This window comes from Brevibacillus sp. HB1.1 (assembly GCF_013332445.1).
Lineage (GTDB): Bacteria > Bacillota > Bacilli > Brevibacillales > Brevibacillaceae > Brevibacillus > Brevibacillus porteri.
In genome coordinates, this window is sequence record NZ_JABMIV010000002.1 from 381969 (window position 1) to 395180 (window position 13212).

The following is a 13212-nucleotide window of genomic DNA, read 5'->3' on the forward strand; positions in this document are numbered from 1 at the left end:
GCTCTCTCCTGTCTCTTCTGTTGCCTTAGTTCCGGCGAATTTTACGGGCAAGCACGTTGCCGAATGATTGAATCCCTTGGACTAGCACGACGAGGATGACGACGGTCGCAACAATTGTCACGGTGCTGAACCGCTGATATCCGTATGTAATCGCCAAGTCTCCAATCCCTCCGCCACCGATTGCACCAGCCATGGCTGTGGCTCCAATTAAGCCGATGGTAGCTGTCGTGATGCTGAGAATAATCGACCCGAGTGTTTCCGGGATGAGAAAGCGAAAAATAATCTGTAATGGCGTTGCTCCCATCGCTTCTGCTGCTTCGATGATCCCTGCGTTTACTTCCAGCAAGGAGTTTTCCACCAAGCGAGCCATGTAAGGTCCGCTGTAGATGACGAGCGGCACAATCGCCGCTGTCGTGCCGATAGAGGTCCCGACAATCAGCCTCGTCAATGGGATAATTGCCACCAGCAATATGATAAATGGAACCGAACGAAGGACGTTGATGATCGGATTCAAGATCGAAAAAATCAACGGATTCTCTAAAATGTGGCCCTTGCGCGTGACCACGAGCAAAACTCCGAGCGGAAGGCCTATCAATGTCGCAAACACGAGCGATACGCTCACCATGTAAATCGTTTCGTATACGGCTTGGATGACTTGGTCGAATGTGACTTCCATCGTTATGAAATCTCCTTAACCGTGACGTTTTGTTGCAGGATGTATTGGTACGCGCGGGCAATTTCCCGTTCGTTGCCCTGCAATTCGACAATCAAGTTGCCAAATGGTACTCCTTTCAGCTCGGTGATGTTTCCGAATAGGACATGGACGTCACTGGCAAATCGCTTCGCTACTTGCGAGAGCATCGGTTGACCAGAGCTTTCTCCGATAAAACGAATATGGAGGATCTTGGATCTTCCTTGATTCGCTTCAAGAAGCTTGTAGACACTAGATGGAATGTCGTCACGTACTACTGATTTGACAAAATGGCGAGCCGTCTCTGTCTGGGGATTCGCAAATACTTCCAAGACATTTCCTTGTTCCACGACAGCGCCTTGCTCCATGACCGCAACACGGTTGCAAACCTCTTTAATGACATTCATTTCATGGGTAATCATGAGAATGGTGACGTTGTATTCCTCGTTCACTCTTGTGAGTAATTCCAGAATGGACGCGGTCGTTTGCGGGTCCAATGCCGAGGTTGCTTCGTCGCTCAGCAAAATGGACGGATTGGTCGCCAGTGCACGTGCGATCCCGACGCGTTGCTTTTGTCCGCCGGATAGCTGATTGGGATAGCTCTGCGCTTTTTCTGTTAAGCCTACAAATGACAGGAGCTCGCCTACGCGTTCCTGGATTTCCTTGTGCGAAGTGGTTCCGAGGCGCAACGGCATGGCTACATTTTCAAATACGGTCTTCGTAGAGAGCAGATTAAACTGCTGAAAGATCATGCCGATGTTTTTCTTCAGGCTCCGCAAATGTTTGACCGACAAAACAGACAAATCATTCCCGTCGACAATCACTCTGCCAGATGTGGGCTGCTCCAATCGATTGACCGTGCGAAGCAACGTACTTTTTCCAGCGCCGCTTAAGCCAATCACACCGAAAATGTCGCCTTTGTGCACGTTCAGCGTAACACCTTTTAATGCCTCAATCGTCGCGCCGCCACTTTCATATGATTTATGGACTTCGTGAAACTCAATCATGCTCTCTATCGGTTCAATCTTCTTCCCGTTGGACGGAAGAGATGCATGTGTCTCCTCCCTAATCGCTTGTACGCTCCCCATGTTGATCCCCCCTACCGACTGACAATCGCGATTGTAACTGATCCAGTTCTGTATGAAGCAATGCTTCGTATTTGCCATCCCCGCCGATTTCCACCACCGGGACCAGGCGCGTGCCGTATTTGACTTCCAGCACATCGCGGAGCACGTCTTTTCCTTCTACATCAATCCATTCGAAAGGGCGTTGATTCGCTTGTAAAATAGCCTTGACGTCTGTACAAAATGAGCACCCGCTTCTTCCCCATACAATCACTTTTTGTTTGGCTGACATGTACAACTCCTCCTTCTCCCCACGCTGTCTTCCGGCGCGATCCAAAAACAAAAAGACCCCCTACCCATTGGCAGGAAGTCTCCAGTTGTCTGGTCGACATTTTTAATTCACATCGGATTACTTGGGATATTATCATTCGCAGCTTTGCCACGTCAACAGCTAATTTCACTGCATCACGATTACCAAGGATTGAAAAAGTCATTGACAATGAAATGGGGTTACCGATAAAATCCTAGCAAATAACTATGAAATTAGCCGACTGGACATCCAGAGGCCCCCTTTGTACATGAAAACGTACGATCAGGGGGCCTCTATTTTTACTTTACGAATAGGAGCGAACAACAACATGACGCTAAAACTAAGCATTTTGGATCAGAGTCCCATCCAAGAAGGAGAAACGGCAACAGAGGCCTTTTTGCATACCATTGCCTTGGTCAAGAAGGCCGAAGAACTCGGCTATCACCGATTTTGGGTGTCTGAGCATCACGACTTAGATCATGTGGTCGGCTCATCACCAGAGGTGCTCATCGCCCATTTGCTGGCGAAAACAGAACGTATCCGTATCGGTTCCGGTGGAGTAATGCTACAACACTACAGCCCGTATAAAGTAGCTGAAAATTTCCATGTACTGGCTTCCCTGGCACCTGGTCGCGTCGATCTCGGTATTGGCAGAGCTCCCGGCGGGCTTCCGTTATCGACAAAAGCACTGCAACAGGAGAGCACAGGAACCAACCGAACTCTTGCAGAAAAACTTGAAGAACTCGAGCACTTTCTCCATGACGAGCTAATACCTGCGCATTCCCTTTATGGATTAAAAGTCATTCCGACTCCGCCCGAGCCTGCTGATCTATTCTTATTGGGTACCAGTATCGAAAGCGCAGAATTAGCCGCTTCCCGGGGTATTCCATACGTATTTGCCTTGTTTATCAACCATGATAAGACGGTGAGTCAAGCCGCCATGGAAGCCTACCGAAAACAGTTTCGTCCAGGCAGAATCGCCAACCCGCAAGCACTCCTTGCTCTTTCTGTCATCGTAGCCGATACCGAAGAAGAAGCGGCTCAATTAGCAAAGGAAAGCAAGGTCGCCAAAATCCATTTGCAAAGCGGAAAAACCGTAACCGTCACCAGTCTGAAAAAGGCGGAAGAATTCGGGCTTCAATCCGTCGAGCCGTATACGATTGAGGTAAAGGAAGCGAATGTCATTCACGGAACGAAAGACACGGTACGTAAAAAGCTCATCGCCATCCAGGATCAGTACGACATCGAGGAAGTCATCATTACAGCACCTATCAAAGACTTTCAAAAACGAGTGCTGTCGTATGAGCGGTTGCGGGAAGCATTTTCGGAACTGACTGTTTCCTGATTGGCGCAAGACAGATTCAAAAATGAATTTATCGTGGCTGACCCGCTTGTGTGGATATAACGGGTCAGCTTTTTTCCTATCCTTCCCTTTTGTTCCAACCTGTTAAAAAATAGTTGGCACCATGCCCCCGTCTATACGGATTGGTGAACCTTTAAATGCGGTTGCATAAGGGCTGGATACGAATGCTACGAGCCTGCCTATTTCAAAAGGCTTGATAAACCGCTGTAATTCGGATTGGGGCAGGTTTGCTGCCATAAATTGCTTTTCTTTTTCCGAAAATGCCCTATCATCAGGAAACAAACGATCGATGATTTGATATACATTTTCGGAAAGCGTTGGTCCTGGCATGATTGTATTGGAAGTGACTTCTGTTCCTACCGTTAATTTAGATAGACTTTTTGACAGTGATAATAGCATCGATTTCGTCATGCAATACTGAGGCATTTGCCCTGAAGGCATGATCGCTTCTTCACTTGCTATAAAGATGATTCGTCCATAATTGTTCTTCAACATGTTCGGTAAGTAAAATTTAGATAATCCATTAGCGGCAAGGACATTTGTTCGGAAGTATTTTTCCCATACTTCATCGTCAACGTCTTCATAGGACATGATTTCATAAATACCCAAATTGTTAACGAGAATATCCACGTTGGGATATTTCTCAAATATAGCTTCTCTTTGCAGCCTATCCACAATATCAGCCGTAGCATTCTGAGGAGAAGTAGCCGGGAATTGCGACTTCAATTCATGTACGATTCGTTCTACCTCTTCATCATTTCGTCCATTAACGAGGACATTGACGCCTTCTCTGGCAAGCTCTATGGCAATTGCTTTCCCAATACCTTTCGTCGATCCAGTAACGAAAGCAGTTTTGTTCCTTAATCCCATATCCATAACACTTGTCTCCTTTGTAGCCATTCACGGCAAGCTGACTAGAAGTTAATCTTGGAACATCCTTATGCTCCGGATTGAGATTATCGTACTTTGTCTGGATCGTTCGGTAACTAGCGTACAACGCCAAATTTCTTGCTTTACCCGCCACAAATAGTGAAACCGGGAAAATGGTAGCCCCGCTTGGGACGGGTTAGCTTGGGAATTCTTTGACGGCGGGGTTGACCCTAAAGTATTCGGAACGCCAATTGGAAGGTGTATCGCCTTCCCAAAGGCGAAAGGCCCGGTAAAATGAGTTCTGATCTTCGTATCCAATTAAGAAAGCCACTTCTTTTATATCGAGCTTGGGGTCGGCCAAGTATTCTCGTGCCTGTTCATGCCGAGCCTGTGTCAACAGTTGCTTGAACGTTGTGCATTCATCCGTAAGACGGCGCTGCAAGGTACGATCGCTCATGCCCAACTCGCTGGCAACAGCTCGAATATCAAGGCGGCCTCCTGTTAGACTTCGCTTCAAGATCCACTTGACCATCTCCGCAATGGAATGACTGCACTGCTCATCCAATGATCGGTTCAATACAGGTGTCAATATCTCCAACAATTCTTTGTTATACGAAAGAAAGAGGCGGTCCAGATCGCGTCGATGGAGTGTTAATCGGTTAACGGTGGCACCAATCCGTATCGGGCAACCGAAGTAAGCTTCGAGAGCAGTGACATCCCCCATCGAGTGAGAAAATTCCACGGACTGTGCAGTTAAACGCGTGCCAGTGCCCCGTCGCCCAAGTTCTAGAAGAAAGGCTAGCGTGGTTCCAACCAAGACTGGTGGACCGGGTTGCTCGCTGTGCATCCACTCCAATTCGATTGTACAGCGCTCGCCCTCCTCTGTTATACGCAGCCTTTCCGGAGGGCACAGTTGTTTGTATCGGGCCATTCGATTAAGCGCGTCGCGATAGTCACGAGCATGGTAGGTCGCTAAAACAGTCGGTGGGTATTGTGCCGCTTCAAAGGTGGTGGAAAGCTTGATGATTCCCACAGCAGTATCACCAATTAGATCGGCGTATGTTTGCCAGATTCTGAAATATTGGGCAGTGGTGACTACAGCTGGTTCTGTAAAAATGGTGAGCGGCAGGCGCGCTCTGTGAGCTAGGTCGAGGGGGGCAATCCCTAGTTGTTGTAAACTCGCCCAAAATCCCGCCGGGAAATTTATACGGTCTGCTTTCATTACGTATGGATCTCCTTTAGTTGCTTACCGATTCGTTCCGATTATGATTAAGTATACAGGAAGGTGATCGTACCCGTTATTTTTGCTTTCCCATCGCTTTCATGATTTCTTCAATCCCATCTATTTTCGCTAAAGCCATCGGTCCAGGTAACGACGGATCTGCCAATTCATAGACCCGGTTGTTTTTGACGGCGTTCAAGCTATTCCAGACGTTGCTTCCTTTCAAGGCCTCTTTCACTCCACCTTGGATCGGCGCTTGCCAATTATTGATGACGAACAGATGGTCTGGATTTAATTGAGCGAGGCTCTCCAATGAAAGCTGTCCATTTTCATTGGCCCCTTCTGTACGTCTCAAGCCAAGTCCATCATAAAATGGATCGAAACGTCCATCGTTCCAAGTAATGAACTGCTCTTTCCCTCTGTACATGATGAACATGACTGACTCCTGACTGCGAAAGGCGAGCTCTTCTTTGTATGCCGCCGATTTCCGATCAAACTCAGCTAGCACATTCGTAGCCTTCTCCTCTTTTCCAATAATGGCTGCCATTTGTTGTATGGTTTCACGCCAATCACCAGCCTGTGGCAAGATGACAGTGGGTGCAATTTGCGATAATTTTTCGTATTGGTCGCGCATGTCATTAGCGGCAATGATGACATCAGGCTGAGCAGCCAGCAGCTTCTCCAGATCAACCTCCATCCCCAGATCGATCATATTTTTATCCGCTACTCGTTTACTGAGACTGGGAAAATTCGCTGTAATCGTCGATACACCTTGGGCAGCAATCGGATACTCATCCAAAACGGCCAAATAGTCAACAAAAGCAATATACGGCGTTGCGATTTTTATTGGTTTTTCCTGAATGACCGTTTCACCTGATAGATGCGAGATCGTCCGTGGAAAAGCACTCTCGCTCTTTACAGGCGTTGAGTCTTGGTGTTCCTTTTGTTTGTTCGTAGTTGGTGCAGTTGTTTTTGGGCTCGCTCCTCCACTGCATCCTGTTATCATCAGAACGAAAATGATAGCAAGGGCCATAAAAATAGTACCTTGTCGCTGCATACTCCGTCTTCTCTCCTTTTTGAGGCTCTCCTACATAAAACATTATGTAAATGAGATTCGTTATCAACGTCCCAAATGATACTACTGGCCGGTCATCCATACTACCTGTAGACGGAATAGTTTGCTGGTTATCGGGATACTGAGCCTACCTACTTAGAGGAACGTCTCACGAATACGCTTGGATTGACTCCATATTTCTCCCGGAATGCTTCCGCAAAGTAGCTCGTATTCGTATATCCGATAGCACTCGAGGTTTCGGTCACATTCATTTCCCCTTGTTGAAGTAAAAATAAGGCTTTTTCTAACCTCTTTTCTCGCAAGTAGCCAAAAACGGTCGTACCAAACATTGCTTTAAAACCTGTCTTCAGCTTGTAGTCGTTTATACCAATCATTCGGGACAGCTCAGGTAATGAAGGCGGGTCTACCATGCATTCCAACATGATCACCCTTGCCTGCGCGATCTTTTCTTTGTCTCTTTTCGATAAGGGAACAGACGCCATTTCGCTATCAAGCAGAAAGGATTGAAACGCCATCGAAAGCAGTCCCAAAACGCCTGTTTCCATCTCAATCTTTTTCGTTCCCGGTTTGGCAACGTACTGCATCACACGCTGGAGGGCAACGGAAGCGGCAGGAGACAGCTTTTCCTGAAAGATACGAAACGATTGTTTTCCAAGAACTTGTCCGAATTCAATGGAACGCTGTCCATTCGACTCCTCCATAAAATGATGAAAGGTCGACACAGGAATACCGATGCCAATCATGTAGAACGGCTCATTTCCAACATATTCAAACCTTGCTTCCACTTCTGACATGAATTGAAGCGAGCAAAGTCCTGGCAGCAGCTGGTGCTCTTTGCCTTGCACGCTTATGCCTCTCTCCCCTTTTAAACAAAAATTAAGCTCTACCATAGGGCTTTTCGTAGATAGAGAGATGCTCTGTGATCGGTAAAATGTATAGTCGGATACAACCACTTCCATATCATACCGAGGAAGAAATCGACGAACATACCCCTCACCCATCTCTGGATGAAGGGTCAGTTTTGTTTTCTGATCCACATTTTGTGATTCCAGATTCATTCTGTCGAAAAAAAGATGAATGTTTTCTTGAATATTTGTAGAACTCAACTCTGTCCACCCCATCCGATGCGTAAAACGCACATGATAATCATTCTCAAATTATAGCGGAATGAGGAAAGTTTTACTATGATATGGGAATAGTGGCTCATTTCAGCAAGAGAGGTGATGTTCTGATGCTAGATTTAGCAAGTCCTATATGGGGTAAGCTACAAGGTCCTTATGGTTTGTCTGATGGCGTCCCTGCGCTCATCCAGCATGTTCAGCACGACTATTTTTCCGAAGAAAAAGAAGAGTTGTATTGGGAGCTTCTGTATCATCAAAATACAATTTATCCATGTACATATGCTGCAGTTCCCTATTTAGTAGAGATCGCTTTAAAAACAGAGAACCCTGATATTCTGTTGGACATCTTCATAACCTGCGGCATGTTCGAAGCCAGTAGCGAAAATGCTCCTCATATGGATGTGCCATCGGAGTTTTTACGAGATTCCACACCCTTATTGGATCAAGAGACCATCAGAGAGATCTACCGTGAATACCACCGCTCCATTCTATCACTGACAGAGCAAACAGAATTAATCCTTCACCTAGCACAGATGGGAGAGCATGATGCAGACAAGCGCTACATACTGGCTGCGGACGCTGCGTTTCGTGGGGACAAAGACATTGCCAACATGCTTCTCACCTTTTCAGCAGGAGACGAATATGTAACGGTGTGTCCGACGTGCGATCAGTCTATCTACATATGGCCCGATGAGGAGGAGGAGATCTTGTTCGCTTACGAAGACGATCCCGTTTCTCACGGTACAGCGAAACGATTTTCAATCATCGCCAAAAAACCGGACATGACAAATGACAGCGGACTTCAGAAATTATACCGCCGTGCGCTTGAGATTGAGGATAAAGAGCTGCTTGCCCATCTTCCTTATCTTGCTGGTGAATTGAACTGCTGCTCATGCGACACCCCTATTCAGGTTTGGACGGGACTCTTTCCATAAATAGCAAAAAGGCCACAGCTAATGCCGTGGCCTTTTTGCTTTAGATTGCAGATACATCTGCCAAGGAGCCTTTCGTTGCTTGTAACAAGCCCTCTACTGCCATCTCGATCTGGACGCCAATGTTTCCGCCACTGACGATGATCGTCTCTAACGACTGAGCTCGTTGATCGATCACCGTTGGAAACAATTTCTTCATCCCCACTGGCGAACATCCACCACGAATATAGCCAGATACTTTGGTGATCTCCTTCACGGGAATCATCTCGATCTTCTTCTCTCCGACTGCTTTGGCCGCTTTTTTGAGATCAAGCTCGGCTTCAACGGGAATGACAAACACATAATACGATTTGCTCGTCCCTTGCGAAATCAATGTTTTATAGACAACATTCTTTTCGCGACCGATCTTTTGGGCGACGGCAATTCCGTCGATTTTCCCATCATCCGTTGCATATGTCAGCATAGTGTATGCGATTTTTTCTTTATCCAAAATCCGCATCGCATTCGTTTTTCCTTGCTTCACGCCAGTCCACCTCCGCTACACGCTGGTCAACAAAATATAATCTATCTTAGGGGATGGCGTTCTACTTTTCAACCAAAAAACGCCACTGACACAAGCATGTCAGCGGCGTCTCGTATTATTGAATCGTTACTTCATCTATCTCGATATGGCCTGCAGGGCTAATCCATACACCCTGTACATTCTTTTGAATCGCCGCCAAGTTCTCGGAGAATCGGAACGGAATAAGCGGTGCTTCGTTCATTTCGATTTGTTGTGCTTTTTCATAGATTTGTTTGCGTTTTTCTGCGTCTGGTTCTCTGCGTCCTTCGTCAATCAGCTTGTCTACTTCCGGATTGTTGTAGAAGGAATGATTTCCTGGTGCGCCATGTGCTTTTGAGTGATACAGGTTGGCCTGGTTGTAATCGGGATCGCCCGTAGCATTCCCCCATCCGCTCATGAACAGGTCTGTCTCCCCTTTGGATGCTGCTTCGATATATGCCCCGAATTCCATAACATCCAGTTGCAGGTCAATGCCGATTGGCTTCAGTTGTTGTTGCAAAACCTCGGCTACGCTAATGCGGGCCTTGTTGTCATTCAACGCGATTTTTGCTTTGAAGCCGTTCGGATATCCAGCCTCTGCGAGCAATTGTTTGGCTTTCTCGACGTCATACCGAATGTCTTTTACATTCGGGCTGTACCCAACCATCGCTGGTGTAATCGAGGAGTGAGCTGGCGTTCCTACGCTATTGTAAACGCCTTCAATAATGGTTTTCTTGTCGATTGCGTGGGCAATGGCTTGGCGGACACGCACATCATCAAAAGGCTTTTTCTTTGTATTCAACCCGATGTGATCGACAGAGAACCCAGGGTATCGCCCCAACTGCATCGATGGAGAATTTTGCACGCGATCGATGTCCGTCACAGGCAGGTTTTCTGCCACTTGAACTTCACCTGTCTCAACCATGGCGAGGCGAGTCGTGTCTTCTGGTACGGTTTTGAAAACGACTTTATCCAAATTTGGTGTACCGCCATAGTAGGTATCGTTTCTCACGAGAACCACTTCTTGGCCCGGCGTCCATTTTTCGAATTTGTACGGACCCGTACCGGTTGGATGCTTGCTCAAATCTTTTCCATATTGTTCAATGGCTTTCGGGCTGATGATGCTTCCCTCTGCACTCGCCAAAACAGACAAGAGCGGTGCGTACGGGTAATTCAGAAGAAACTGTACTGTGTACTCATCTACTACTTTCACTTCTTTGATTGCTTCAAACATATTAATCCGGCTGGAGCCAACGGCAGGATCTTGAACGCGAGCGATCGTTGCCTTTACCGCTTCCGCATTGAAAGGTGCTCCATCATGGAACGTCACGCCTTGGCGCAGCTTGAACTCCCACGTCAAGTCATCGAGCTGCTTCCACTCACTTGCCAGAGATGGGACATATTTGCTTTCTTTATCCATGCGGACAAGCCCTTCGTATACTTTGTGATGAACGATTGCTGCTGAAGGGATTTGGGACAGGAAATGCGGATCGAGGTTGTTCGCATCGGACAGACGAGCGATGACGAGGGTTCCTCCTGTTTTGCCAGCTTCTGCAGTACCCCCTGCTTGTCCAGCGCTAGTGGACGCATCCTGCCCCGACGAACACCCTGCCAAAGCCGCAGATACCGCGATTGTCATGGCAATCAGCGTGTGATAAAAGCTCTTCTTTTTCATCTGTGTTCCCCCAATTCTTGTTGCAAATGTTTTAGCATTCAAACATGTTTTATTTTAGATAATATTCAGTCATTATATTTTCACTTTGTTTACCTTTATTTTCAGTTTCTTTACAACTTTGTATATAAACAAAAAACTCTCCCCTGTGGCAGCGAGAGAGAGTGATTCAAAGATTATCTGACAAATTCACTTTTTAACAGCCCATATATGTATTCATCAAAATGTCATACCCTCTACGGATGATAGTCGCGGAAAATGGCCACCCCATATTGAAAATTTCCATCCCGGGGATCGCAGTGAGTCTAGTTATACGTACCGACCATAGAAAAAAGAGAGACTCTTCAAGAATCTCTCTCCTTATCCTACACCCGAATTACAATGATCGAGTCATAGGCTTTTTCATCATATTGACGTACTGCACCACATACAAATACTGCTGCGTTAACAACTCCGCATCCGCTTTTACTTCCTGCAAATAGCGATTGCCTTCCACTTGTAGGTCTTCGATCAATGAGGCGAGGAAGCTCATATCGTATTCGGTCGCGAGTTCTTGCAGCTTTTTCAGCTCCTGCAAATCTTGCCTGTCAAACTTATGGATTCCTTTGAGTAACAAGCGTTCCTGCCAATCAGTCAGGTTTTCGGTAAAGGAATATAACTCCTCCATGATTTTACGTCCACTCCCTCACCGTTATAGGTCTAACTTAAAGCTCGTCAGCGATTTGCCCTGCATGATGCTGATCGGATAAAGCCCATCTCCTATTTTTTGCACAAGCAAATACACATCGCGCAGCTCTAGCAGCCGCTTGTTTTGTTCGAGATGACGTATATTGCGGGCGAATTCCCCCTGATAGGAGATGCTCAATTGGAGGGAATGACATTGTTCGTCTTCGATCGTCAGAAGCAACTGCTGTGTCTTCTGATCGAATTCGACTTGATTGAACTTGTTCGCTTTCAATATAAAAACCGAGTCCAACGCAGTCTCAAACATATCGCCTGCCGTGTCCTTCCAGTCACTTGACCAGTCGCCAACAAGCACCTTGCCGAGATCCAACTCTTCGATATTGTCCCTAGGAACGATGGTTAGCCGTGTATCCTCGCTGGAAGACAAGCGCTGCTCCCGATTCGTCTTCGCCTGTGTCAGGATGACCTGTGAATGAGAGAGCTCCTCCATCGAGATCAACTCGCCCCAGGGTACCTTGCCTTTATAGCTGTCCTTAAAGGAAAAGGATATGCCTTCATAATACACGGGGCGCGCTTCTGTATACGTGTAGATGTGCTGATCAGAGAGCGAATAAAAGTAATACGTAATCCCCTTGTACCCTGACCGCGTCTCCCATGGATTTGCTCCCAAAGCATACAAACTTAACTGCGGAACCATATGGTACTTACTTTTGAAGCTGCCGAGCAGCTGCTTTTTCGCTTCGGTGTGATCGATCTTCTCTAGAGCAATCAAACTAAGATACACCCTGGAAAGTCGATCGAGCAGCGCTTCCGTTGAAAACTTGACATGGCGCTGAAAAAATAAGTTCAGCTCCCCATGAATGCCGCGAATGTCCTTTTCCACGCGGGGAAGATTGCCGTTATGCGCAGCAATAGCAAGCAGCTCCAGCCGTGTACAAATTGTCTGGGATAGCTTCGCCAAGCCGATGCCAAGAATCTCTGCGATCAGCGATTTGGCTTCCGCTACAACATCTGTTTCGTAGCTGACATCGGTTACGGATGCTTGTAACTGCTCACGATCCTGTAACTGATGCATGGCCCGATAGCGCAAAATGACCTCCAGCTTGTGCAAGCAATTGCCTTTCGCCTTGCAGGAGCACATGCTTTTCCCGATCTCCGATTCACTGTCAAAAGATACGGATATATCTTGGGTGCGCAATGTCATGGTTAAAAAGGATGTTTCAACGATCTCCATTTCCTCGAAATAGTCGAGGCGAAACAACACTTCTTCCAGCTGTGCTGGGGTAAAAGTCTTGCTAATGTGAGTCGGCTGCAATTGCAAGAGCCAGCTAAAGTCAGGCTTGTAGGTCTCCAGCTCTTCCGCGGTCTCTGCTCCTGCTTGCAAATGGTTTTGGGCATAGTAGACGATGGAGATGATGATATGCTTGCATATCTTGTCAGATGGACATGAGCAGGAAAAACGATTAATATCTGCATGAAGTCGGCATACGCTGTCATCTGACAGCGCACACTCGACGTAATCGTCCCCGAACTCGTAGGAAACGTTCATTCCTTTTTCCATTTCCTTGATGGAACGATTGTAAATTCCTTTGTTCGCGTATTTGATCAGATACTCTTCGTTGCACAGCGCGATAAACCGATGAAATTCTGATGTAAAATCCGCCATC

Annotated in this window: 13 protein-coding genes; 2 read left to right on the forward strand and 11 right to left on the reverse strand. The window is 46.8% G+C overall.

Features of this window, described 5'->3' with window-relative positions:
* Positions 1–25: 25 nt before the first annotated feature.
* From HPY27_RS06645 to HPY27_RS06655, 3 genes are read right to left on the reverse strand one after another with little or no spacing between them, the layout of a single operon-like run.
* A complete protein-coding gene (locus HPY27_RS06645) occupies positions 26–676 on the reverse strand; it encodes a methionine ABC transporter permease (protein ID WP_100169679.1) in 651 nt (216 codons plus the stop codon).
* Positions 677–678: 2 nt separating this feature from the next.
* Positions 679–1698: a methionine ABC transporter ATP-binding protein gene (locus HPY27_RS06650; RefSeq protein WP_026043069.1), complete on the reverse strand. Its 1020-nt coding sequence runs from the start codon at positions 1696–1698 to the stop codon at positions 679–681.
* A 58-nt stretch (positions 1699–1756) separates the two neighbouring features.
* Positions 1757–2047: a glutaredoxin family protein gene (locus tag HPY27_RS06655; RefSeq protein WP_069845492.1), complete on the reverse strand. Its 291-nt coding sequence runs from the start codon at positions 2045–2047 to the stop codon at positions 1757–1759.
* Positions 2048–2393: 346 nt separating this feature from the next.
* Between HPY27_RS06655 and HPY27_RS06660 the strand changes: the two genes are divergently transcribed.
* A complete protein-coding gene (locus HPY27_RS06660) occupies positions 2394–3410 on the forward strand; it encodes an LLM class flavin-dependent oxidoreductase (RefSeq protein WP_017248349.1) in 1017 nt (338 codons plus the stop codon).
* Between the two features lie 102 nt (positions 3411–3512).
* On the opposite strand, the gene HPY27_RS06665 is transcribed toward HPY27_RS06660, so the two are convergent.
* From HPY27_RS06665 to HPY27_RS06680, 4 genes are all read right to left on the reverse strand, one after another.
* Positions 3513–4304, reverse strand: a complete 792-nt coding sequence (locus HPY27_RS06665) for an SDR family NAD(P)-dependent oxidoreductase (RefSeq protein WP_174224642.1) — start codon at positions 4302–4304, stop codon at positions 3513–3515.
* A gap of 190 nt (positions 4305–4494) precedes the next feature.
* Positions 4495–5520 carry an AraC family transcriptional regulator gene (locus tag HPY27_RS06670; RefSeq protein ID WP_017248347.1) on the reverse strand — a complete coding sequence of 342 codons (1026 nt, stop codon included), beginning with the start codon at positions 5518–5520 and terminating at the stop codon, positions 4495–4497.
* A 76-nt stretch (positions 5521–5596) separates the two neighbouring features.
* A complete protein-coding gene (locus HPY27_RS06675) occupies positions 5597–6577 on the reverse strand; it encodes an ABC transporter substrate-binding protein (RefSeq protein ID WP_174224643.1) in 981 nt (326 codons plus the stop codon).
* A 149-nt stretch (positions 6578–6726) separates the two neighbouring features.
* Complete coding sequence (locus tag HPY27_RS06680) at positions 6727–7440, reverse strand: helix-turn-helix transcriptional regulator (protein ID WP_371814311.1); 714 nt, start codon at positions 7438–7440, stop codon at positions 6727–6729.
* A gap of 386 nt (positions 7441–7826) precedes the next feature.
* Between HPY27_RS06680 and HPY27_RS06685 the strand changes: the two genes are divergently transcribed.
* Positions 7827–8651 (forward strand): hypothetical protein, encoded by an 825-nt coding sequence (locus tag HPY27_RS06685; protein WP_174224644.1) that lies wholly within the window; start codon positions 7827–7829, stop codon positions 8649–8651.
* A 40-nt stretch (positions 8652–8691) separates the two neighbouring features.
* On the opposite strand, the gene ybaK is transcribed toward HPY27_RS06685, so the two are convergent.
* The 4 genes from ybaK to HPY27_RS06705 form a co-directional block, all read right to left on the reverse strand.
* Entirely contained in the window at positions 8692–9171 is a 480-nt protein-coding gene (gene ybaK / locus HPY27_RS06690; RefSeq protein WP_017248343.1) for a Cys-tRNA(Pro) deacylase, read from the reverse strand.
* 115 nt (positions 9172–9286) lie between these two features.
* Positions 9287–10864, reverse strand: a complete 1578-nt coding sequence (locus HPY27_RS06695) for a glutathione ABC transporter substrate-binding protein (RefSeq protein ID WP_174224645.1) — start codon at positions 10862–10864, stop codon at positions 9287–9289.
* Positions 10865–11237: 373 nt separating this feature from the next.
* On the reverse strand, positions 11238–11528 hold the full coding sequence (locus HPY27_RS06700; RefSeq protein ID WP_017248341.1) for a hypothetical protein: 291 nt from the start codon (positions 11526–11528) through the stop codon (positions 11238–11240).
* Positions 11529–11552: 24 nt separating this feature from the next.
* The gene (locus tag HPY27_RS06705) at positions 11553–13211 is read right to left on the reverse strand and encodes a hypothetical protein (protein WP_174224646.1); all 1659 of its coding nucleotides are present in this window, start codon (positions 13209–13211) and stop codon (positions 11553–11555) included.
* Position 13212: the final 1 nt, after the last annotated feature.